Below are 22042 nucleotides of genomic sequence, written 5' to 3'. Positions count from 1 at the left end.
CTGATTATTTTAAGGGTCTTTACCCTCTGTCGTCCTTTTTATTATTAAGTTTTCTAAGTTTGATCACAGAGAGGGGAGTGGGGATTACCTCGTTTCCAGTCTCCGACTGGGAATGCCCCCTCATTGAGGCTCTGCCTCCCTTACTTGCGGCAGAGTTGCAATGAGGAACATTTCCAGCCTCTAGCTGGAAACGAGGTTTTGAAGGGGTTTGCCAATGCCCAACGATTATTTTGTATTTCTAATTTTATTTAATTGTGATGCTGAAATTTTTAAAGTTTTTGGGAATCTTTATTATTTAATTTGGTAATACTTTGTAACAGATGGTGATTTATTCTGGCATATATCTATCTGATTATTCAGCACAAAGAAATTTCTTAGCTAAAAATATTTATTAACTAGCTAATTGCTAAATATTTTCAACGTTAAATATTATGTGAATATGTTTACTTAGATTAAAAAATGGCAGAGAGATAGGGATATCATTCTCTGCCATTTTTTATAATATTTTAAGAGTTAGTGGTGCCAACTTTTATTTTCAGTCTAGGTAGACAAATCTAGATGATGAGAGTTTTAGCTTTGAGCAGCTTGGACAAACCCTAAGGTCAAGCTGTCTTTGGCGAGGAAGTGAGACAAATGATATGCACGTTCCTCTGTTTTCAACAAAATCTTTTCGTACAGATAGCGTGTACCCCGATCGCCTAAACTCTCTGCCTGAGCAGCTTGACGACGAATCACGCCCAGAACGGCTTGTTCTGCGGCTAGGTCATTTTCCACCATTTGGCGAGAGGAATATACGCCCTCAGATTCTTGCTCAAAACAGGTTAATTCTGCCAATTTGCTGAAGGTCGCTACTGGCACACCACCTAGTCCATCCAAGCGTTCTCCAATTTCATGGATGTGGTCTTGTACTTGGTTGTAGCTTTCGTTAAAGAACTCATGCAGAGAGTAAAATTCTGAGCCTTCAACTACAAAATGATGCTTTTGGTACTGCAAGTATAGCGCCTGGAAACTGGCTAATACAACGTTGAATCCTTCTGTAACTGGAGCAGTTACGCTGTGATCCAGCAACACAGGATTGTCATATATATGACCAAAATTCCGTAACAAAGTTTGCGTTTCAGACATTGTTCTCCTCGCTCTTTAGCAGTTATAGGTTTTAACTGCTTATTCCTTACATATTAACATTTTAATAATAATAACAAGCCGATTTGCCATTACAAGATTTTGTATTTTTGCCTACAAAAAGTCTCAAGTTTATTGTTTGCTGAATGATGGCACGCTCATCAAGTTGCATGTATTTATCATTATTGTTGACATTTATGCTTAAATGTGCATTATCCTAGAGATGAGCAGAAAGAGAAAATTTTACCTTATCTTCCTTGTCTTTCCGATCTCCCTTATCCCCTTTTGAATATGCGATCGCTGTAAAAATTTGATTTTTTTTTCCAAAATTACTGAGAATTCTTTGCACTTAAGGTATGCTGTTTTAAGAGATTACACTCCTGAGACTTTTAAAAAGCCGGGAGTTAAATCGCGGTAGTTACTCCAAGTTTGTTGCACTTGAGGGCAATTCTCTTGAAATCGTTTAGTTCAGAAATAGAAATAAAGCACCTTGTAGAGGTGAATTGGGCAGATCGCTGGCAAGTCTATCAACGCCTAAAGGAATTAGACATTCCCTGTAGTTGTACGGCTAACCAGCCATTGAAAGTTGAAATTGGCTCTCCTATAGTAGCTGTTCAACTTTGGAGTGTAATACGGCAATTAACAGCTTCCCGTCAAGACCAGATTTGGATTCTTGAGTACTGCTGGCAAAGTCGCTACTAACAGTTAGAATCTTTAGCTGCTGCTTGAAAATATCTCACTTAGTAGCTTGTATTAGTTAAAAGGAGGTCAAAAAAATGGGTGGATCTCACAAAATGGAAGTATCAGAATTTTGTCTTGAAGGCAGATTTATAAATTTTGTTATTAAAGATGGCTATAAGCTCAAAGGCTTACTGCTGGCAACTCATGAGGGTGAATTTTATATTAAACTTGCTAAACATTTACGGGCTGCTTTTGATTTACGCTTACCACCAGGGACTTGGCTGCAAGTTGTTGGTTACAAAATGCATGATTTGAAGGATGGCACAATTACACTGAAAGCTGAACGGGTGATGGCGGTGCAATCTGAGATAGGGAGAGTTGAAACGCCTACTCCAGTACAAGAACCACCATCAATTGATAATGCCAAGGCAAAACCAGTTAAGACTAAAGCTACGATTTTGGTGTGTCAAAAGTCTGATTGCATAAAACGCGGTGGTAAAGAAGTTTGTCAGGCGTTGGAGGCGGCTTTAAGCGATCGCGGTTTAGAAGACCAAGTTACAATCAAGGGCACTGGTTGTATGAAGAACTGTAAAGCTGGGCCTAACCTAGTTATGCCAGATAAAACGCGCCATAGCCGAATTCAAGCCTCACTTGTTCCGGCGTTGATGAATCAGCATTTTGGTGACAAAAGTTTAGAAGCACAGCCTAAGAATTTAAAGGAAGTGGCGAAATATAATGGCAAGCTTTACTGAAATAAATAGTGAAATCTTGACATTTTAATGAGAAGGTTTAATAATAGCTTTTCAAGTGTGTTCCATTAAGACTCGGCTGTAAACTTTGCTAAAAGTTTGCAATAAAATCAAAAAACTGGCTTTATTAAGGCCAGTTTTTTGAGTTCATAGGGTCTTTATTGAGCAATTTTTAACCGCGATGCTCCCATAATTTGTAAAGATTCAAGGGAACGTGGTTGATTGGTGAGTACGTAGACGCACAGAGGCTTGTCGTTAGACATCGCTTACAGTGGAAGCGTCAATCATCAATGACTTAAAAACAAATGCCACATATCCCTCAGTGGATATACATCGTTTTTTTTGCATTTTCCACCATAGTCATGATTTTTCTTTTCCGTCATGACTGGAATCGCCTTGCTAAACTCTACCGCACCCAAGAAGCGCCGCCACAAAACTTCTCCCGAATGCAAAGCGGTTCTGTGGGTTTGGTGTACTACAAAGGAACTTTAAATGTTGGTACAACTCCTCAAGGGATTTATCTGAGTATTTTCTTCTTATTTAGCTTTGGACTTACGCCGTTGTTGATTCCCTGGAGTGCTATTAAAAAAATTGAACCTGCTAACGAACTATTTATTATTAAGCGTTTTCGTTTGTATCTTAATTCCCCAAAAATCACGCTGATTTTAAGCAGAGATATTTTGGAACCAGCTAAAGAATTTTTAGCCACACAGGGATTTGAGTGGATTTAGACTTGACTTTTCAGGAGATGTGGAAAACCTCACTTCTATTTCTCTCTCCTAAAAGGAGAGAGACTTTGAATTTTTCCTATATGCGGTAGGGGCACAGCATTGCGTAGCCGTAGCCCGCCCTGCTGTAAGCATTGCCTACATTTTGCTTAGGGATTTGAATAGTTCCTTAAAGTCAGCTTTAATGGGTTTATTCCATAATGCAACAGGTTTGCTGACTGAAAATCCAGAGGTATTGCTCATAGTTGTTGTATGACGCTGGTAGATGTACTGAGCCAATATATTTAAACAATGTTCGATCAGATTTTTCCTGAAAACCAGCAGGAAATTTCATAATTTCTCTAAATAAACTTGTAATTTCAGGTTCAAAGGCTCAACGTTCAGGTTCAAAGGCTCAACGTTCAGGTTCAAAGGCTCAACGTCGAGGTTCAAAGGCTCAACGTCGAGGTTCAAAGGCTCAACGTCGAGGTTCAAAGGCTCAACGTCGAGGTTCAAAGGCTCAACGTTGAGGTTCAAAGGCTCAACGTTGAGGTTAAAAGACTCAACGTTGAGGTTCAAAGGCTCAACGTTGAGGTTCAAAGGCTCAACGTTGAGGTTCAAAGGCTCAACGTTGAGGTTCAAAGGCTCAACGTTGAGGTTCAAAGGCTCAAAAATGCCCTGGCGAACTTAGCGCTTCTTAGTGGAGTTAAGAAAGACCTAACCCCCAGCCCCTTCCCTACAAGGGAAGGGGAGTAAGATTCAAAGCCTCTCTCCTCTTAGAAGCTACAGTGTATACACAAGTCTGAAATAGTTTACTCATCTGGTTTTTCGCGTCAGTTTTACCCCACCCTAACCCTCCCCTTGTCAAGGGGAGGGAACTAGATTCCTGTTTCCCCCCTTTATAAGGGGGGATTAAGGGGGGTAATACGACTTATGCAAGAGGTCTAATGACTGCATCTAAACCTGTAACATCACCGCTAGCTTTGGCATAGTTCGTAAGGCTAAAATCGCTTAATATTTAGACGTAATTAGGTTTAGCCGCGAGTCTCCAGAAGGCAAGTTAGCTCGGATCTTGCGCTTATCCGTGCGTCCGCCAGAGATTGAAATCTCTGGCTGATAGCGCAAGTCTACTCAAGTGGACTAAAACTCTCTTCCAGTCTTGTTTAGAAGATTTTAGGTATATAAAAGGGAATTGATTCCCAGGCGATTATTGGGACTTACACGCTTCTTGGCGGGTAGGTTGGAAATTACATGACCTAAGTTAGAGAAGAGTGCAACAACCGTCGCATGGATATAGCCTGCACATGGTCAGGGAACACGGTTAAAAAGTCATTTAGGTCTTGAATAGCAGCATGGGTATGCTCTAAGGAAACACCTTGAGATAAAACATGGAGATATAACCGCTCTGCTGGTTGATGATATTGAGCAGCTAAATAGTAAAGGGCTAAATTAAAGGCATTAGACGAGTCTTTAGCATCTTTTTCGTAATGCTGTTTAGCAAGCTTGATGGCAAGTGCTAGGTCAGCCCATGCTTTATCTGGTTGGTTAAGGGCTTGGTAGGCTAAAGCGCGATTATACAATTTCCAATTGCTGTCAGAATCTAAGTCAATAGCGCGGTTGAAATCTGCAAGAGCCTCATTATATAGCTTTAGCATCAGGTAAGTTTGACCGCGACGTGCGATCGCCCAGTCAAGTTTGGGGTTAAGTTCAATCGCGCGGTCAAAATCTTGTAGCGCTTCTGGGTAACGCTTTATTGAGCGATAAGTTTCACCGCGATGTGCGATCGCCGAGTCAGATTTGGGGTTAAGTTCAATTGCGCGGTCAAAGTCTTGTAAGGCTTCTGGGTAACGCTTCATTGAGTGATAAGTTTCACCGCGACTTGCGATCGCCCAGTCAAGTTTAGGGTTAAGTTCAATGGCGCGGTCATAATCTTGTAGGGCTTCTGGATAACGCTTCATTGAGTAATAAGTTAAACCGCGATGTGCTGCTATCGCCCAGTAAAGTTTGGGGTTAAGTTCAATTGCGCGGTCAAAATCTTGTAAGGCTTCTGGATAACGCTTCATTAAGCGGTAAGTTAGACCGCGATGTCCGATCGACCAGTCAAGTTTGGGGTTAAGTTTAATTGCGCGGTCAATATCTTCTAGGGCTTCTGGGTAACGGTTCATTAAGTAATAAGTTAGACCGCGAAGTGCGATCGCCCAGTCAAGTTTGGGGTTAAGTTCAATGGCGCGGTCAAAGTCTTGTAGGGCTTCTGGGTAACGCTCCATTAAGCGGTAAGTTTCACCGCGCCAACCTAAAGCAATTGGTTGCCATTTAACTTCAATCCTAAAATTTTCTAGGACTGCGGTAAACATTTCTAATGTAACTTGGTAAAAATTTTCGTCATAGGCTTTTAACCCACTAGCTAGTTGTTCACCCCAACGCTCAACTTCAGAGGAATCCGTATCTTTACCAGCCTGAAGCATCATTTCTGCATATTGTTGGGCAAATTTGCGTTGATTTTCGAGTACAGCAAGAAATTCATTCAGAGCTACAGATAAATTCCTTTGCGGTGACTGACATAAGTTGTGGTACAACACGTTTAATGTATGACTTTGCCAGCTAGGATCGCGCTGTTTATTCTCTTCGTCCAATTGCAGATCGTTCCGCAGGCTGTCATAATATTCTGCTAACTTGCCATGTATGTCAGCCCAACCTTGCGGCGATGAAAGGCGCTTGTGGCGTAACATTTGGGTTTTAACAACATTATGATAAGCCCAGCCATCAGAGCGTTCATTGACAAAGGATGTTTCTTTGAGCCAAGTAAATAGCTCATCAGCTTCTTGTTCTCCTCTTAATTTGGCTATAACATCTCGATTCAAGCACCGAGGAATGGCAGCATCGAGAGCAACTTGTTGGCGTTTGGGGTCATCAATCCATTTTAAAAAGCGTTCTACAGCACTGCTGCTAGGCTCAACTACTTGGTTAGGGTCATTGGGATGAGCATCTGCTAACATTCCTACCAGCAGGGGTAAATTTCCAGAAAGGCGCAAAATCACTTCAATAATGCGATTGTCTGTAATGCCTTTGCGAGTTAGATATTGTTGGGCTTCTTCTTCTGTAAAGGCTTCCAGAGGGAAACGAACAATTAACCCCTCGTAAGGTGTCCAATGATTTTTATCTAATTCTTGCCGACCGGCGATAGTTATCAATATATTGAGAGAAACTTCACCGTGGCGACCCTCCAAAATTTCTCGTAACCAGTTATCTAGGAATTCCCCAGTGCGCTCGTATGTATCAAAAAACAAAACAACAGCAGTTTGTTTAGCAATTTTAAAAATATCTTGCAAAAATAGCGGGGTTAGGATTTCTACAGGTTCTTGAACTAATAGCACTTCATCTTTATTTGTTATTTTCTTTGCAACATAAGATGCCCATTCTCCGGCTTGGGTAGCCAAAGCATCCTCATCTACAAAGTCAAAGACAGCACCGCCAACGGGAACTCGACGCGCCAGACGCACACCAGTTTTAACTACAGTTTTGCCTACAAAAGCCGAAAAGCCTTGAGGAACTTCTGGATCCGTTTCTAATTCTTGGCGCTTTTGACGGTAAACTTTGTAGCGTTCTGTAAACTGCGTTAGTTTGTGACCTTGCCGTTCAAACTCTTCAGCTAAACGATTTATAACTTCTGGGACACTTTTTTCAGCTTCATCGATATAAGCCGAGATAATTTTTGCTTCATCAGCAATTTTGCGAAACTGCCGTAACAGGGTGCTTTTACCAACCCCACCTTGACCCCAAACATTGAACAAAAAACAACGGCGGTCATCTTCTAACGGTAAACCTAAATTTTGGCGAAATTGGTTTACTTGGTCTTCACGACCCACAAAACCTGATTGCTGGCGCTGCTTAAGAATATCTTGTAGACTCTTGGGCTTGTTTTGCGGGTTCATGACCAGATTTAATTTTGAGATGTTAATGCTTACAGAATAACTACCCAATACCCACGCTGTATTTCGGAAATACCTAATGTTTTCTAGGTAATTTTTACGTATAACCTTGATTGTAAGCTCAATGTTGACCTTCTGAGGCTTAATGTTGACCTTCTAAGGCTCGATGTTGACCTTCTGAGGCTCGATGTTGACCTTCTGAGGCTCAATGTTGACCTTCTGAGGCTCGATGTTGACCTTCTAAGGCTCAATGTTGACCTTCTGAGGCTCGATGTTGACCTTCTAAGGCTCGATGTTGACCTTCTAAGGCTCGATGTTGACCTTCTGAGGCTCAAAAATGCCTTGGCAACTTAGTACTTTTCGGTGGAGTCTAATATAGACCTAACCCCCAGCCCCTTCCCTATAAGGGAAGGGGAGTAAGATTCAAAGCCTCTCTCCTTGTAGGGGAGAGGTTTGGAGAGAGGTCAAAATGTATTTTAGATAAACGAGATGCGCTAAAAAAGTTGCGGCTATACACACAAAACTCGCCTGCGCGGGTTTCAAGAATTTTTGGATACAAGACGCGAAAAGGGCATAACATTGTTATGCCCCTACAAATGATGTGTATTTTATCAAATTGATAACTGGTATGATTACCTGTTTTAAGGTTTAGCTAACTGGGACTTCGGGTTTCTTTTTCTTAGAACGGCGGTTAAACCTGCGTCCCATCTCATCAATTACTGCATCCAAACCTGCAACATCACCGCTAGCTTTGGCATAGCTATAAACTGCTAATGCAGCAGCATACGCTTCGCTAGCAGAGGCTATACAGGTATCATCCACTAATTCTTGCAGTTGCGTTAGAGACAACAGCACTGGATACAAGTCCTCATATATTTCCAAATCTCGGCGCATCTCTTCTAAATCAAAAGAACGGGGTAAAAAGTTAGGGTTCTGTGTCGCTACTTCTAAAGCCTTGCTGACAAAAGCCCGACTTTTATCTCCCATCTTCAGCATCGTTCGCCGGTCTTCAGGGGTCAAATCAACCAAAAACGGTAACTTTTCTCTAATTGTAGCGATCGCCTGCATGACTGCTTCTTTGTCTGCTGGGGCTAAGTTGGCACTGATGCGATTTTCTGCCATTTTTAATACTCCTTTAGGGTACTTAATTTCAGTATTCCCAAAGTTATAGAGGCGATCGCGTTTGTTGAGAGATAATTAACAATGAAATTGAATGCAGAAGTCAATGCGTAAACAAATCATCGAATATACATCTTTACTAGATGCGCTCATTGCCCTGACTAAACAGTTAAATACCTATGAAATAAAGTACTAAATGAATTCAGAAGAATTTTTTGCCAAATATAGCCAAGGCGAAACTTCTGACGATGAAGTATTTGTCGAATGGGCGGCAAACTACCAACATTATCTAGCTATACACCAAGATATAAAGAGTAAACTCAGAGATGTCGCGTAAAGTTATCCAAGCCTATTTAAATGAAATTGAGCAACTTTTATTCAACTGCTGTAACACATACATTGAGGAATATAGTGCAGTAATTTTAACTACAGAGAGAGCTAATCTCCGCATGAGAATACGTTTCGCTCTTAAATATTTACTGGCTGTCAGTGAAGCCTTTGTTATTGTAGATAATCAGATTACATATAGCGATTACCGCTATCACTTTCAAGATGAGTAAAATAATCTGATTTTTCGTTACGACAGTACACCACACTTTCCTAACTTGCCTAGCTTCCCGCACCATAAACATCTTTTCGACAATGTAATTGCTTGCGAAAAGCCACATATAGCGGATGTGCTACAAGAAGTGATGGAGTTTTTAGAGTCAAAACAGAACAATCAAATGTAAACGTTAAGATTTTGCTGATTGATACGTTCCTTCTAACCGCTAATCACTGCGATCGCATCAATCTCTACCAACACATCTTTAGGTAAGCGCGATACCTGCACACAAGCCCGCGCTGGGGCTGTATTTTCCGGGAAATATTTAGCATATATAGCATTCACCGCCGCAAAATCATTCATATCAGCTAAAAATACAGTGGTCTTTACCACATCTTGAAAAGTCGCACCAGATGCTGTGAGGATGGCTTCCAGGTTAGCTAAAACCTGCTCAGTTTGTTTTTTGACATCATCAGTGTAGACGACATCACCAAGGCGGGGATCGATGGCAATTTGTCCAGCGATAAATACAAATTGACCAGAAGCTGCGATCGCTTGATTATAAGGGCCGACTGGTGCGGGTGCGTTATCAGTATTAATTACTTTACGGGTCATAGATATTACTTTGTTTAACGATGTTTCCTGTTTACCGATTTCTGCTTCAGCTGCGATCGGTTTGTAGACTTCTCCATCTGGCATTATCGCACCAGTGAGGTCTGCATCTTGAAGATTAGCTCCGTAAAGATTTGCTCCAGTTAAGTCAGCTTTTCTAAGATTTACTCCATTCAGATTTGCTTTCATTAAATCCGCTTGTTATAAATCCGCTCTCTCTAAATTTGTCTCTTTTAGACAGGCTTTTCTGAAATTTGTAGCTCTGAGATTTGCTGCACCTAGATCAGCCTCAGCCAAATTCATACCAGACAAATTCTTTTGAGATAAATTAACACCCCGAATTTTAGCTCCCTGCAAATTGGTATCTTTGAAATGTACTTGAATTAGGTTTACTTGGCTCAAATCAGCTTCAAAAAAGTTAGCGCTACTTAAAATTGCACCGCTAAGGTTAGCTCTCACGAGATTTGTTTTTTTGAAAGAAGCTTCAGTTAAATTGGTAGAATTTAGCGTAGCATCACTCAAATTGGCATTATCTAGGTCTGCCCAACTCAAATTTAAACTAGAACTTTCCACTAAACTACTTAAGTTTGCACTTGTCAGAGATGCCCTGGTGAGATTTGTGCTTTTAAGACATGCCTTACTCAGGTTGGCATTATTTAAATCTGCTCCCGTTAAATCTGCACTTGTTAAATCTATCCCACTCAGATTCGCACCTTTGAGGTTTACTCCTCTCAGATTTACTGAATCAAACTTTCGTTGACCTTGTGCATATTGTTTTAAAAGTTCTTCAGCGTCCATAATGCACCTTTAAATACCACTGACACAGTATAATCACAAAAACTTTGTGTCATAGATATTCCTCTCCCCTCTTCTCTCTGCGCTCTCTGCGCCTTGGCGGTTCGTCCCTCCTACCCCAACCTCGGACGTATCCCATAATGCCGATATCGCCAATAATCCCGCAAAATGCGATCATGATCAAAACATAAATTACCAGGCACACGCCAAGACTCAAAAATGCTTATACCCTTAGCATCATCCCCAGCTATCGGTTCCCCCGTCGCTGTCGCCAAAAACACAATACTAATCGTATGCTGACGCGGATCGCGATCAGGGTTAGAATACACCAGTAATTGTTCAACTAACTCCACCTGCAAACCCGTTTCTTCCTCAGCTTCCCGCCGGGCCGCCACTTCCACAGCTTCCCCATAATCCACAAAACCACCAGGAATAGCCCAACCTAAGGGTAGATTATGTCTTTCAATTAACACTATTGGCCGATGAGGTCGATCTACGAGTTCAATGATGATATCAACTGTCGGTGTAGGATTTCGGTAAGTCATAATCTGTTAACAGTGAACAGTTAATAGTTAACTGTATTTGTTAGCTCTGTGACAACTGATAACTGATAACCGAATGCTGTTCCGTGATAGATTCGATGCGATCGCCTAGCGTGTCGATCAGATAATTGCTTCCTCTCATAATTCAGGTTAAATATGCCTTTTCCTAGATCAAGTGGCATTTTGCTGCATCCCACATCTTTTCCCAGTCGATTTGGCATTGGCGATTTAGGCTTAGAAGCCTATCGCTTCATCGATTTTCTCAAAGAAAGCCATCAACGATATTGGCAAGTTTTACCCTTGGGCCCGACTGCATACGGTAATTCTCCGTATATGTGCTACTCGGCAATGGCGGGAAATCCCCTGCTGATTAGCCCAGAAAAACTGCGAGATGAGGGTTTGCTGACAGAAGAAGACTTTGCTAATTTACCAGGATTTCCAGAAGAAAAGGTAGATTTCAAGGAGGTTGTGTCGGTTAAGGTTGGGCTACTCAAAAAAGCCTATGAACATTTTAGAGCCAATGCCACACCCATCCAACAAAAAGAGTTTGAAGGTTTTTGCGACAGCAAAGCCTATTGGCTAGATAATTACGCCTTATTTATGGCGTTGAAAGATGCCAACGAGAATGCAAATTGGCACACATGGCCGTCAGAACTTGTCAAGCGTGATCCACAAGCAATGGAGCAAGTACAGGAGCGGCTCAATGGAGAGATTTTTTATTACAAGTTTGTCCAATTTAAGTTTTTCCGCCAGTGGTCAGAGCTTAAAAGCTACGCCAACATGCGCGGTATTGACATTATCGGCGATATCCCCATCTACGTAGCTCATGACAGCGCTGATGTATGGGCGCATCCCAACATCTTTTGTCTAGATGAACAGACAGGAGCTGCCGCCCAAATGGCAGGAGTTCCACCAGATTACTTTAGCGCCACCGGTCAATTGTGGGGCAACCCAGTTTACAACTGGGAGGAATTGCAAAAACAAGACTTTAAGTGGTGGGTACAGCGCTTCGAGGCAATGCTAGATTATGTAGATATAATTCGCATTGACCACTTCCGGGGCTTCGAGGCTTATTGGGCTGTGCCGCAAGGTGAACAAACTGCCATAAATGGTAGATGGGTGGAAGCACCTGGAGATGCTTTTTTTGAAGTGATTAGGCAAAAGTTGGGCAAGCTACCCGTCTTAGCAGAAGATTTGGGAGTAATTACACCAGGGGTAGAAGCGCTGCGAGACAAGTATGAATTTCCAGGGATGAAAATTTTGCAATTTGCCTTTAGTGCTGATTCCGCTAATCCATTTTTACCATTCAATTATCCGCGCAATTCTGTAGTTTATACCGGGACTCACGATAATGACACAACTTTAGGCTGGTTCGATACAGCTAGCGATCAGGAAAAGCAAAACTTGTTGCTTTATTTGGGTTCTATTAGTCCTGAAGGCATCCACTGGGATTTAATTCGCCTAGCTTTGAGTTCCATAGCCAACCAAGCGATTATTCCCTTGCAAGATATTTTGGGATTAGGGAACCAAGCGCGGATGAATTTTCCCAGTATTCCTGAGGGTAACTGGGAGTGGCGCTATCAACCAGCAGCGTTGACACAGGAATTAGGCGATCGCTTGAAAGTTCTTACTGAACTCAATGGACGCGCCCCACAAGAACAATGAAGCAGGGGGAGCAGGGGGAGCAGGGGAAGAAAGAATAACCAATATAGCGGTTCCCATTCAGATGCGGTACAACATTATATTGCGAGGTGTAGGGGCACGGCAGTGCCGTGCCCCTCACGTAAAAGAGAACCGCTATACCCAATACAACTATTGGAGAGGCTGCGCCCTAAGCGTAGCTATGCCGCAGGCTTTACGGCTTACCTCGGCTACCTCGACTTCTCTACGAGACGCTGCGCTAGCGCTCGGCATAAGTCGCTCAGTACAAGTGCCCCATACCCCATATTTCAAAACTTAGGCTTGGCAGCAATCCTAACTTCTTCCTCTTTCCCAGGCTCTCCCATTTCCTTAGCTTTCTCTTGATTGACGCTCATTAAAACACCACCAGCATTATCAGTTTTCACTGTCAGTTGCTTCTGAGCTTTCCAAATCCGGTGAGTTCCCTCTGGTAGAATACCCTCAAACTCGGTTTTGCCATCGGCTACTACGCGAATCCAAGATGACGCTTTCAAAGTGACACCAATCTGTACAGCCTGTCTCTGTTTGACGCCGCTAAGGGTATCGCTGACAGGCTGAACCTTTACTGACTCTTTTAGTTGGGCTATTTCTGGTTTAACGACAGATTTTTGTTTTGGAGATGGCTGGTTTTGACTATTATTTGCTTGTAGTACAGCATTATTTAATAACTGAGATAAGCCATTTACAGAGCATACAATTAGGAATATGTAAAGAAAGTAAAGATGAATCGGGCGTAGTTGACTCAAAGGTGAAGTATTCCCCCTAACTTGGGGGTTCACTTGTGCAGAACTGATCGGAAAAGTGCCAGAAAATTCTACTCCATTCAAACCTAGTGCCTCGGCAAATTGCCTAATCAAACCCTGAATATAGATTGGTTCTGGCAGTTCGGTTAAATTACCTTCTTCGATCGCCTGCAATAATCGCCGAGAAATCCTGGTCGATACAACCACTTGCTCTAAAGATAGACCCTGTTCTTGACGCAATGCCCAAAGTTGAGCGCCCAATTCTGCTAACTTTTCGGCTCGTTGTTGCTCTAATGAAATTGATGGCTGGTGATTATTCTTCTTTCTTAGCCATTTCATGCCTGCTGACACTCCTTAACTCTGCTGAATCAATAATTAGGTTGCGTTATCTGTTGTTGTAAAAAGTGAATCTCTTGATCTTTAAGGGAACGATATTTACCCTCTGATAAAAAGGGTTCTTTTAGAGTTTGTAATTGAATTGGGCCGATAGCAGTCCGATGCAGCTTGATTACTGGGTATCCTAACTGTTGAGCTATCCGGCGAATTTGGCGATTTCTTCCCTCCTGCAACACGATTTCTAAAAAGCTTTGCTCGGCACGACGTTCTATGAGGTGTACCTTAGCGGCCCTGGTTTTTCTACCCTCCAACATCACACCCTGACACCACATTTGCAGTACTGTTTCTGGAGGATGTCCTTTGACCAAAACATGATATGTCTTAGAAATGCTGTGGCGTGGATGCGTTAGTCCAAATGTCAGATTTCCGTCGTTTGTCAGGATTAATGCTCCTGTAGAGTCTGCATCTAAACGCCCAACTGGGTGAATACCTAAACCCTCTCGTAATTCTTTCGGTAGTAGATCCAGGACTGTTGGTCTGCCATGAGGGTCGTAGCAAGTAGAAACCACGCCTGCTGGTTTATGCAGCAATAGATATATTAAAGCCGGACGCTGCTTTTCGGATATAGGCTTACCATCGATCGCGATCGCATCTTTTTGAGGATCAACTTTTTGACCTAAATGTGCTATCACCCCATTAATTCGCACCCGTGAGTGCCTAATCATTTCTTCGGCTTCACGACGTGAGGCGATACCCCATTGAGCGAGAATTTTTTGTAACCGTGCCTCCATGTGGAAATTGCTTATTTACTGTTAACAATTAAATGATATTTGCATTTTGTAGTGAGTAGGCATAAATGTTAAATTTAAGACTTATTTAATTTATGTTCGGTTGTTAAGCAAATACTCATAAACAGATTAGTTAGATGCCAGAGCAAAATTCCCAAACAAAAAATACTAACAAAATCCGCATAATTACGCAGGTACTCACAACAGCCCTAAAGCTCTGGTTGAGAACGCAAGTCAGCCAAATATCTGAATTAGAAGTGGAGATTAAAGCGAGCGATCGTCAAATTCTCTCTGGACGCATTCCTTTGGTATCTATATTTGCTACTCATGCTGTTTATAAAGGTCTCCTAATTACACAAATTAAATTAATCGCAGAAAATATTCGGATAAATATCGGCTCGGTAGTCAAGGGACAGCCACTGCGACTGTTAGAAACAGTACCAGTGGTTGGCGAGTTGATTGTAGACGAGAAGGATCTGAATGCTTCTCTCTCATCTAACTTATTATCGACTGCTTTGAGTGATCTATTGGTTAAGGTTTCACCAACACATTACCCAGAGCCACAACCAATTAATTGGCAAGAAATTCTCCTTCAGAACAACCAAATTATACTGCGAGGCATCAAAGTAACCAATAGTCAAACAACACCTCTAGAGATTTGTCTGGGCTTACAATTATTCAATGGCCATGAGTTGCGACTGGCAAATATCCAAATCAAGCCTGACCAAGAAAATATATTAGAGGACAATCATGAGTACATTTTGGATCTTGGCTCAGATGTTGATATCCAAGAACTAACGCTGATCCCAGGCAAGCTAGTGTGTCGTGGGCGGATTAACGTTAACCCTTGATGATTAAAAATTAAAAATTAAAAATACCAATTACTTACTTTAAATAACATAATGCTTCTCGAACTAAGGGCAGGGGGCAGGGGGGCATACAACTCTACCAGAGGCTGCGCCGACAACTGCGTTCAATACCAGAGGCTGCGTTAACGGCTACACTCAGGACAAGCTCAGTAATTAGGGGGGCGAAGGAGTGGAGTTCAAAAACTCGTCAGCGAGTATCAAAGACTTGTCAGCGAGTAAAAAAGACTCGTCCACGAGTATCAAAGACTCGTCCACGAGTATCAAAGACTCATCCACAAGTATCAAATAGGACTTACGCACACTCTACGATTCTTGGCGTTCTTGGCGTCTTGGCGGTTCGATAAATTAAGCTTTTTGGCAATTTTTGCGTAAGTCCTATCAAAGACTCGTCCACGAGTAAAAAAGACTCGTCCACGAGTATCAAAGACTCGTCCACGAGTATCAAAGACTTGTCCACGAGTATCAAAGACTCGTTCACGAGTATTAAAGACTCGTTCACGAGTATCAAAGACTCATTCACGAGTATCAAAGACTCGTTCACGAGTATTAAAGACTCGTTCACGAGTATCAAAGACTCGTTCACGAGTATCAAAGACTCATCCCTTATTCCTCATGCCCAATGCCCAACTTATCTATCTGTTATCAGTGGCAAAAGTAGTGTTACGAAATAGTAAACCAGAGGAGCTGTAAAAATATAACTATCAGTACGGTCTAAAATACCACCGTGACCGGGAATTAATTGTCCAGAATCTTTGACTCCAGCATCCCGCTTGAGCATAGACTCAGTAAGATCCCCTAAAAGACTAGCAATCCCAATTAACAAACCCAATGCTAAACCAGTAAGAAGGGATCTAGGCAAGTGGAGATAATAGGCTCCTGCTATGGCTACAGCAACACTTGAAGTAATACCAAAGACAGCACCTTCTACAGTTTTTTTCGGGCTAATCTCAGACAGACGGGTTTTCCCAAAGAATTTGCCAATAGTGTAAGCGCCGATATCAGCTGCCCAAATACACAAAAAAGTCAGCAGTGTTGCTGTAAAACCTTGTGGTAAAGACGCCGAATTTGCCTTTTCCCAGAAATCTGTCCAGGTTATGGGCCAGTAACCTCCAAAAGGAAGATTGCTAAAAGCAGCACTATCAATCGCTCGTAACCGCACCCAGTAACTCGGCAAATAACCTACGTAAAATAGCCCCATAATAGAAGCGGAAACATCAGCGATCGTGGCAAATTTGGGCTGAAACAGCAGGTAAAAACAAATAAGTGTGCCAGCAATTGGCATTACAGCATCAGCTAAACTGCCATCAAGGGTACAAATTACCAGCAAAACTTGGCTGACAGCCATAGTGGTTTTAGCGGCAGGAGCGATACCTCTGGCTCGCACCAAATTAAAATATTCCTGTTGACCCAAAAAGATGATAACTGCAAAGATGATGGTAAAGTACCAACCCCCCAAAAGGGTTGCAAAAAGAGCAAGAGCGATCGCAACAATTCCACTAATAATCCGAGACCAAGGCATAGAAGTATTTTGGATTTAGTCTAGTTTCTCACCACTGAGGATAAAAATGGGATCAACGGCGGTAAAGGTTTGAGAAAAGCCGCGTGTCTCTAAGCGGTTAACCGCAGACTGGACAACTTCGATATTTCTAGCTCTTAACAAGGAAAAGCTCTGGGAAATAGCATACAAGCTTTCTAGATTAGCCGCTGTGGCTACAACCCGACCGGATGGTGGTAAATAATGCCAAGCTGCTTGCAGAATTTCCTGAATGGGGCGTCCTCCCTCGATACAAACGCGGTGAGGAGTAATCTTAAGATCATGTAAACACTCTGGGGCGCTACCTTCAATTACTTCGACGTTTTTCACCTCAAAGCGATCGCAGTTACGCTTGATCAGATTAGCTACTTCTTCATCCCTTTCTATAGCGATAATCTTTCCGCCTGGACACAATAGCCCCACCTCTACCGGAATTGTACCTGTCCCTGCGCCAATATCCCACAACACAGAATCTGATTTTAATCGCAGTTGGGCAATTAACAGTAGTCGGACTTCTCGCTGGCTCAGGGGAATTCCTGGCAAGTGCTCGAATAAATCATCGGGAATACCAGGGGTAATATAAGGCCAAAGTTGGGAGGGCATAGAACTACGCAATTATACTAAAGATATGGATTTGCCAAATTGAAAAGCTATAAGTTCTAAAAACTTTTCAAACCTAGCATTATAAGAAACCATAATGATTGGCGAAATATTAGGCGAACGCTACGAAGTTCAGCAGCTACTAGGAAAAAAAGCAGGGCGGCGGACTTTGTTAGCTCGTGATTTGCAAACTCAGGAATTAGTTGTCATCAAGTTACTCTCTTTTGGTGATGATTTTGAATGGGATTCACTCAAGCTGTTTGAACGGGAAGCTGAAACTTTAAAATCTTTATCACATCCCTTAATTCCTCAGTATTTAAACTATTTTGAGGTAAATTTACCAACCATCAAAGGATTTGCCCTAGTACAAACTTATATCCCAGCAAAAACTTTAGAACAATATTTACAAAGTGGGCGAACTTTTACAGAACCTGAAGTCAAACAGATAGCCAAAGCGCTTTTAGAGATTCTTATTTACTTACATGGGCTGTATCCGCCTGTAATTCACCGTGATATTAAGCCTAGCAATATTTTATTGGGGGAGCGTTCTGGTAATAATGTTGGTCAAGTTTATTTGGTAGATTTTGGCTCAGTTCAGACAGTCCTCGCCACAGAAAGCGGGACAAGAACTGTGGTGGGAACCTATGGCTATATGCCACCAGAGCAATTTGGTGGACGTACTGTTGCAGCATCTGACCTTTATAGTTTAGGCGCAACCTTAATTTATTTAATGACGGGTAATCACCCAGCCGATTTACCGCAAAAGGATCTTCGCATTCAGTTTGAACAAGCGGCTAATGTGAGTCCCAGCTTTACCAATTGGCTAAAGTGGATGATAGAACCCAGTTTAGAAAAGCGTTTTAGTTCTGCTGCTGGTGCGATGTCTACGACGGGCTCCGCCTACGCAGCCTTAGAGAAACCACAAGCGACATTACCTGCTTTAGTTGGCAGCAAACCAGACGGGAGTAAAATTCAACTAACCAAAAATTGGGATTCTCTAGAAATTCTCATTCCACCGACTGGTTTCCATCCATCAATAGTATTCACAGGTGTATTTGCGATCGCCTGGAATTCATTTATCCTGCTTTGGACAATTAGCGTTCTCTCGGCCCCTTTTCCTACCAACATTCCCATTGCCTTATTCTCACTTCCTTTTTGGATTGCTGGCTTTCGGATGGTGTATAAATTTTTCTTTAGTTTGTTTGGACGCATCTGCTTACGCCTGAATGCAGAACAAATTGCCCTAAGCTGGGAGTTGTTTAGTTGGAAGTTTGAGCGTCCCCGTCCATCTCGAAGGCAAAGTATTAATAAGTTGGTTTACATTCCAAAACACTTTACTAAAGGCTCTCAAGGCACTAGAATTGCCGTTCCAGCACAATTATATATTTGCTCAGGATTGCAAAAATATCAGATTAGTGGAAACGATATCGGTATTAAATCCGAAGTAGAACTTGAATGGTTAGCTCATGAATTAAGTCAGTGGTTAGGTTTGCCAATTACCAATCCAATGGGAAGTTAGTTGAGCAAGCGATCGCTTTGTTCAAGGTGTCCAGTTCTGTCTCGACCTACTCAAAATAGAACAAAAGTACTATTATTAGTGCAGATACTTGGCACATGCCCTATTCATTCAGCAAATTGATCAAAAAAAATAGCTAACAGTTGGAAAACTTATGCTTTTATAGATAATACTGTCTTTATAGATAGTACAATTGCACTAAAAAAGTTTAGATGAGACTTAATTGTAACCCTTACTACGAAACAAAATTTGGTGCTGCTTATTTGGGAAACAGCCTAGAATTAATGGCAGGTATTGTCGACGAAAGTATCGATTTAATTTGTACCTCTCCACCATTTGCATTGGTTCGTAAAAAAGAATACGGAAATGTTGATGCCGATGAATATGTTGAATGGTTTAAAGATTATGCGGCACAGTTTTACCGGATTCTTAAACCAACAGGCTCACTGGTTATTGATATTGGTGGCAGTTGGATTAAGGGGATGCCAGTTCGTTCTCTTTATCATTTTGAATTGGTTGTTGCTTTGTGCAAAGCAAAAGAAAAAGGCGGACTTGGATTTTATCTGGCACAAGAATTGTACTGGTATAATCCAGCAAAACTACCCACCCCTGCCGAATGGGTAACAGTTCGCAGGGAAAGAGTTAAAGATTCGGTAAATACAATTTGGTGGCTGTCAAAAGAACCGCATCCTAAAGCTAATAATAGAAGGGTTTTAAAGCCTTATAGTGATGCAATGAAAAACCTTCTCAAGAATGGCTATAAACCAAAAGTTAGACCATCAGGTCATGATATTTCCGATAAATTTGGGAAGGACAGGGGAGGAGCTATTCCCCCGAATATTATTGATGGACGTTGTAATTCAGACAAAGAAGAAATAGGTCAACAGACTCTTATACAAGAAATTTTATTTGAAGATTTGGTCCAACCTGTGAATGTGATTTCTGCCTCGAATACTGCTTCTAACGATTATTACCAAAGACGTTGCAAAAAAGAAGGTTTTAAGCCACACCCGGCAAGATTTCCTCAAGCTTTACCAGAGTTTGTCATCAACCTTTGTACAGAACCAGGTGATATTGTTTTAGAACCTTTTGCTGGTTCTAATATGACAGGTCGAGTTGCAGAAACTTTACAAAGACGCTGGTTAGCTTTTGAGATTGATGAAGACTATATCATAAGCTCAAAACTGAGATTTGAAGAAAATGCTCCTTTGGTTGTTGAACCTCCAGCAGATTTACCACCAATAGCAACACAAAATGCTGATAATAAAAACTACGGAGTACAGTTAGGACTGTTTTAAAAAAGGCTTTCTCAAATTAATTAGAGATTTTAAGGAAATTGTCGAATGGAGTCTAAAAGATTAAAAAAGTTTACTTATGGAGATCAGTTTGAGCCAACTAAATTTTCTTTAGTCGAAATTTTGGAGTTATGTAAAGAGTGTCAACCAAGTAGGAATAGACTGGAAGCTAATATTGGCCAACGTTATTTTTCTAAACATTCTCAACGAGCTTCATCTACACTATCTGCAAAAAATATCGGCATATTGGCAATGAACTGTTTCTTATCCCTCAGAGCTTATCAGCTGATTGAGGACTTGGAACAGCCACGCCAATATCAACTTACTTCTCTTGCTCAAGAAATTTTAGCTAATGCTGACAATACTTCATTTGTAAATCAAAGGTTTGCGGCGCATATATTAAATAATTTGTCAGGCATGGCTTTATTAAAAGCTATTGATGCAGTTAATGCTAGAGGAGAAGAAGCACAACTGGAGCCAATAGCCTATGAATTACAGGAAAGGGGATATATCATATCACCTAGCGGCACTTACACAAGTACTATGAGAAGTTGGTTGTCCCAGGCAGGTGTTTTTGAACGGGAATACGAAATAAACTGGGATATTGTTTCAGAAATTCTAGGCATCAACAAAGATTTTATCGACGAGCTTTATACTCTGACTCCTGGACAAAAACATTTTCTGCTGAGTCTGCTTAATCTCGATGTCAAAGAACTTATAGCAGCTAATAAAGTTGCTCAACATACCAGGAGTATTTATAAACTTAGACTCACAACTAAAAATTTAGTCAAGGATGTTATTGAACCTCTTGCATCTCTCAGTTTAATAGAAACAGAAAAAACCACAGGTGGCAGAGGAGCTAAATCGAATAAAGTCAAATTAACCAGTAAAGCCCAGTCTGAACTATTAGCACCCCTTCTAAAATCAATCGCTAATGAAACAAGGCTTTCGGAAATTGAACTCAACCGCACCTTTGATGATGTTGTAAATGAATTAAATCATCCAGATAAACATATTAAAGGCAAAGCGTTAGAGCTTCTGGCAGTCTGGATGATACGCCTAACCAGTCTGCGTTTTACAAAATGGCGCAGTAGAGAAAATGGCAAAGGGGAAGTAGATGTTCTGGCAGCTTCAGACAGGTTTGTTTATAGTCGGTGGCAGATTCAATGCAAAAACACAAAGAAGGTTGATATTGATGTTTTAGCCAAAGAAATCGGCCTGACATTTGTTACAGGGGCAGACGTGGTAATGGTTGTAACAACTGGTGAGTTTACAAGGGATGCTTATCAATATGCTTATAGAATGATGGAAGTATCTCGCTATTATATGATTTTGTTACAAAAAGATGATATTGAAGCAATTAAAAGGGATAAGACAAATATTGTTGAAATTTTCGATAGAAAGGCTAGGCGAGTCTTTGCAAAGAAAGAACTCGACGTGTCTGATGAAGAGTTAAATGAAATTGAACAGGAAGAAGATTTGATGGCTGAAGCTATCGAAGAAGAAATAGATGATAACATTTGAGATATTTCTTTGGCGATATCGGTATTTATACAAGTAAAAATGCAAGACATTATTAATTTTATTTATACCCTGTTTTTGAAAGAGGGTAGAGCGCTTATCAGTGGCGAACTCATCGGATTTGAGCCATCACATGTCTATATTTAATTAAAGATGCCTTAGAGGAAATTTATATGTTTGGACTGGGATGGCCAGAAATCGCTGTAATTGCCATAGTCGCTGTTCTAATTTTTGGCCCTAAAAAAATTCCCGAACTGGGAACCGCACTGGGCAAAACCCTACGAGGTTTTAAGGAGGAGATGAAAACTCCCAGTGACGAAACCAATTCGGAACAAGAAAAACAATAGTCCAAGGTCAAAA

General features: G+C 41.4%; 22 protein-coding genes and 1 pseudogene. 11 read left to right on the top strand and 12 right to left on the bottom strand.

The features are described 5' to 3' along the window. Window positions 1-570 precede the first annotated feature (570 nt). Window positions 571-1125, bottom strand: coding sequence for a Dps family protein (locus tag V7K35_RS23660; RefSeq protein WP_334797996.1), 555 nt, complete (start codon window positions 1123-1125; stop codon window positions 571-573). 450 nt (window positions 1126-1575) lie between these two features. On the opposite strand from V7K35_RS23660, the gene V7K35_RS23655 reads away from it, so the two are divergent. The 3 genes from V7K35_RS23655 (at window position 1576) to V7K35_RS23645 (ending at window position 3283) form a co-directional block, all read left to right on the top strand. After that, complete coding sequence (locus tag V7K35_RS23655; RefSeq protein WP_335082182.1) at window positions 1576-1824, top strand: Asr1405/Asl0597 family protein; 249 nt, start codon at window positions 1576-1578, stop codon at window positions 1822-1824. Between the two features lie 74 nt (window positions 1825-1898). Then, the gene (locus V7K35_RS23650) at window positions 1899-2555 is read left to right on the top strand and encodes a (2Fe-2S) ferredoxin domain-containing protein (RefSeq protein WP_335082180.1); all 657 of its coding nucleotides are present in this window, start codon (window positions 1899-1901) and stop codon (window positions 2553-2555) included. 359 nt (window positions 2556-2914) lie between these two features. Further along, window positions 2915-3283, top strand: coding sequence for a hypothetical protein (locus V7K35_RS23645; protein ID WP_335082178.1), 369 nt, complete (start codon window positions 2915-2917; stop codon window positions 3281-3283). Window positions 3284-3610: 327 nt separating this feature from the next. Here the strand turns inward: V7K35_RS23645 and V7K35_RS23640 are convergent, their stop codons facing one another. From V7K35_RS23640 to V7K35_RS23630, 3 genes are all read right to left on the bottom strand, one after another. Next, window positions 3611-3922: a hypothetical protein gene (locus tag V7K35_RS23640; RefSeq protein ID WP_335082176.1), complete on the bottom strand. Its 312-nt coding sequence runs from the start codon at window positions 3920-3922 to the stop codon at window positions 3611-3613. Between the two features lie 593 nt (window positions 3923-4515). Next, the gene (locus V7K35_RS23635) at window positions 4516-7191 is read right to left on the bottom strand and encodes a tetratricopeptide repeat protein (RefSeq protein ID WP_335082174.1); all 2676 of its coding nucleotides are present in this window, start codon (window positions 7189-7191) and stop codon (window positions 4516-4518) included. 645 nt (window positions 7192-7836) lie between these two features. Beyond that, window positions 7837-8310 carry a hypothetical protein gene (locus V7K35_RS23630; protein WP_335082172.1) on the bottom strand — a complete coding sequence of 158 codons (474 nt, stop codon included), beginning with the start codon at window positions 8308-8310 and terminating at the stop codon, window positions 7837-7839. A 323-nt stretch (window positions 8311-8633) separates the two neighbouring features. Between V7K35_RS23630 and tumE the strand changes: the two genes are divergently transcribed. Then, the gene (gene tumE, locus V7K35_RS23625; RefSeq protein ID WP_335082170.1) at window positions 8634-8867 is read left to right on the top strand and encodes a toxin TumE; all 234 of its coding nucleotides are present in this window, start codon (window positions 8634-8636) and stop codon (window positions 8865-8867) included. 6 nt (window positions 8868-8873) lie between these two features. Further along, window positions 8874-9038 (top strand): toxin-antitoxin system TumE family protein, encoded by a 165-nt coding sequence (locus tag V7K35_RS23620; RefSeq protein ID WP_335082287.1) that lies wholly within the window; start codon window positions 8874-8876, stop codon window positions 9036-9038. A gap of 32 nt (window positions 9039-9070) precedes the next feature. Here V7K35_RS23620 and V7K35_RS23615 read toward each other — a convergent pair. Next, window positions 9071-10261, bottom strand: a pseudogene (locus V7K35_RS23615) (Rid family detoxifying hydrolase). Between the two features lie 110 nt (window positions 10262-10371). Further along, on the bottom strand, window positions 10372-10803 hold the full coding sequence (locus V7K35_RS23610; protein WP_335082168.1) for an NUDIX hydrolase: 432 nt from the start codon (window positions 10801-10803) through the stop codon (window positions 10372-10374). Between the two features lie 153 nt (window positions 10804-10956). On the opposite strand from V7K35_RS23610, the gene malQ reads away from it, so the two are divergent. Next, window positions 10957-12465: a 4-alpha-glucanotransferase gene (gene malQ, locus V7K35_RS23605; protein ID WP_335082165.1), complete on the top strand. Its 1509-nt coding sequence runs from the start codon at window positions 10957-10959 to the stop codon at window positions 12463-12465. 284 nt (window positions 12466-12749) lie between these two features. Here the strand turns inward: malQ and V7K35_RS23600 are convergent, their stop codons facing one another. Continuing rightward, window positions 12750-13562 carry a helix-turn-helix domain-containing protein gene (locus V7K35_RS23600; protein ID WP_335082163.1) on the bottom strand — a complete coding sequence of 271 codons (813 nt, stop codon included), beginning with the start codon at window positions 13560-13562 and terminating at the stop codon, window positions 12750-12752. Window positions 13563-13591: 29 nt separating this feature from the next. Continuing rightward, window positions 13592-14350: a pseudouridine synthase gene (locus V7K35_RS23595; RefSeq protein ID WP_335082161.1), complete on the bottom strand. Its 759-nt coding sequence runs from the start codon at window positions 14348-14350 to the stop codon at window positions 13592-13594. 134 nt (window positions 14351-14484) lie between these two features. On the opposite strand from V7K35_RS23595, the gene V7K35_RS23590 reads away from it, so the two are divergent. After that, on the top strand, window positions 14485-15198 hold the full coding sequence (locus V7K35_RS23590) for an LmeA family phospholipid-binding protein (protein WP_335082159.1): 714 nt from the start codon (window positions 14485-14487) through the stop codon (window positions 15196-15198). Window positions 15199-15369: 171 nt separating this feature from the next. On the opposite strand, the gene V7K35_RS23585 is transcribed toward V7K35_RS23590, so the two are convergent. Genes V7K35_RS23585 through cbiT form a run of 4 tightly spaced genes read right to left on the bottom strand, consistent with a single transcriptional unit; the run spans window position 15370 to window position 17353 of the window. Continuing rightward, window positions 15370-15516, bottom strand: coding sequence for a hypothetical protein (locus V7K35_RS23585; protein ID WP_335082157.1), 147 nt, complete (start codon window positions 15514-15516; stop codon window positions 15370-15372). Beyond that, window positions 15509-15799: a hypothetical protein gene (locus tag V7K35_RS23580; protein WP_442939757.1), complete on the bottom strand. Its 291-nt coding sequence runs from the start codon at window positions 15797-15799 to the stop codon at window positions 15509-15511. The genes V7K35_RS23585 and V7K35_RS23580 overlap by 8 nt, the downstream gene beginning before the upstream one ends. A 45-nt stretch (window positions 15800-15844) precedes the next feature. After that, window positions 15845-16735, bottom strand: coding sequence for a phosphatidate cytidylyltransferase (locus V7K35_RS23575; RefSeq protein ID WP_335082153.1), 891 nt, complete (start codon window positions 16733-16735; stop codon window positions 15845-15847). Between the two features lie 15 nt (window positions 16736-16750). Beyond that, a complete protein-coding gene (gene cbiT, locus V7K35_RS23570; RefSeq protein WP_335082151.1) occupies window positions 16751-17353 on the bottom strand; it encodes a precorrin-6Y C5,15-methyltransferase subunit CbiT in 603 nt (200 codons plus the stop codon). A gap of 94 nt (window positions 17354-17447) precedes the next feature. Between cbiT and V7K35_RS23565 the strand changes: the two genes are divergently transcribed. The 4 genes from V7K35_RS23565 to V7K35_RS23550 all read left to right on the top strand — a co-directional run bounded on the left by V7K35_RS23565 (window position 17448) and on the right by V7K35_RS23550 (window position 22029). Continuing rightward, complete coding sequence (locus V7K35_RS23565) at window positions 17448-18869, top strand: serine/threonine protein kinase (RefSeq protein ID WP_335082149.1); 1422 nt, start codon at window positions 17448-17450, stop codon at window positions 18867-18869. A 209-nt stretch (window positions 18870-19078) separates the two neighbouring features. Further along, on the top strand, window positions 19079-20164 hold the full coding sequence (locus V7K35_RS23560) for a DNA-methyltransferase (protein WP_335082147.1): 1086 nt from the start codon (window positions 19079-19081) through the stop codon (window positions 20162-20164). A gap of 45 nt (window positions 20165-20209) precedes the next feature. Next, window positions 20210-21685, top strand: coding sequence for a restriction endonuclease (locus V7K35_RS23555; protein ID WP_335082145.1), 1476 nt, complete (start codon window positions 20210-20212; stop codon window positions 21683-21685). Between the two features lie 170 nt (window positions 21686-21855). Then, a complete protein-coding gene (locus tag V7K35_RS23550) occupies window positions 21856-22029 on the top strand; it encodes a Sec-independent protein translocase subunit TatA/TatB (RefSeq protein WP_334724757.1) in 174 nt (57 codons plus the stop codon). Window positions 22030-22042 lie beyond the last annotated feature (13 nt).

The sequence above is a fragment of the Nostoc sp. genome, from assembly GCF_036917275.1.
Lineage (GTDB): Bacteria > Cyanobacteriota > Cyanobacteriia > Cyanobacteriales > Nostocaceae > Nostoc.
The sequence above is the reverse complement of the archived record's forward strand: the minus strand, read 5'-3'. Positions and strand labels throughout refer to the sequence as shown.

What these genes read in the sequence shown, in the direction of transcription:
- V7K35_RS23645 (WP_335082178.1), top strand. Translation starts at nt 2,915, where the DNA reads ATGATTTTTCTTTTCCGTCATGACTGGAATCGCCTTGCTAAACTCTAC.
- V7K35_RS23660 (WP_334797996.1), bottom strand. Translation starts at nt 1,125, where the DNA reads ATGTCTGAAACGCAAACTTTGTTACGGAATTTTGGTCATATATATGAC.
- V7K35_RS23555 (WP_335082145.1), top strand. Translation starts at nt 20,210, where the DNA reads ATGGAGTCTAAAAGATTAAAAAAGTTTACTTATGGAGATCAGTTTGAG.
- V7K35_RS23560 (WP_335082147.1), top strand. Translation starts at nt 19,079, where the DNA reads ATGAGACTTAATTGTAACCCTTACTACGAAACAAAATTTGGTGCTGCT.
- V7K35_RS23550 (WP_334724757.1), top strand. Translation starts at nt 21,856, where the DNA reads ATGTTTGGACTGGGATGGCCAGAAATCGCTGTAATTGCCATAGTCGCT.
- cbiT (WP_335082151.1), bottom strand. Translation starts at nt 17,353, where the DNA reads ATGCCCTCCCAACTTTGGCCTTATATTACCCCTGGTATTCCCGATGAT.
- V7K35_RS23590 (WP_335082159.1), top strand. Translation starts at nt 14,485, where the DNA reads ATGCCAGAGCAAAATTCCCAAACAAAAAATACTAACAAAATCCGCATA.
- V7K35_RS23595 (WP_335082161.1), bottom strand. Translation starts at nt 14,350, where the DNA reads ATGGAGGCACGGTTACAAAAAATTCTCGCTCAATGGGGTATCGCCTCA.
- V7K35_RS23630 (WP_335082172.1), bottom strand. Translation starts at nt 8,310, where the DNA reads ATGGCAGAAAATCGCATCAGTGCCAACTTAGCCCCAGCAGACAAAGAA.
- V7K35_RS23600 (WP_335082163.1), bottom strand. Translation starts at nt 13,562, where the DNA reads ATGAAATGGCTAAGAAAGAAGAATAATCACCAGCCATCAATTTCATTA.
- tumE (WP_335082170.1), top strand. Translation starts at nt 8,634, where the DNA reads ATGTCGCGTAAAGTTATCCAAGCCTATTTAAATGAAATTGAGCAACTT.
- V7K35_RS23565 (WP_335082149.1), top strand. Translation starts at nt 17,448, where the DNA reads ATGATTGGCGAAATATTAGGCGAACGCTACGAAGTTCAGCAGCTACTA.
- malQ (WP_335082165.1), top strand. Translation starts at nt 10,957, where the DNA reads ATGCCTTTTCCTAGATCAAGTGGCATTTTGCTGCATCCCACATCTTTT.
- V7K35_RS23635 (WP_335082174.1), bottom strand. Translation starts at nt 7,191, where the DNA reads ATGAACCCGCAAAACAAGCCCAAGAGTCTACAAGATATTCTTAAGCAG.
- V7K35_RS23575 (WP_335082153.1), bottom strand. Translation starts at nt 16,735, where the DNA reads ATGCCTTGGTCTCGGATTATTAGTGGAATTGTTGCGATCGCTCTTGCT.
- V7K35_RS23650 (WP_335082180.1), top strand. Translation starts at nt 1,899, where the DNA reads ATGGGTGGATCTCACAAAATGGAAGTATCAGAATTTTGTCTTGAAGGC.
- V7K35_RS23610 (WP_335082168.1), bottom strand. Translation starts at nt 10,803, where the DNA reads ATGACTTACCGAAATCCTACACCGACAGTTGATATCATCATTGAACTC.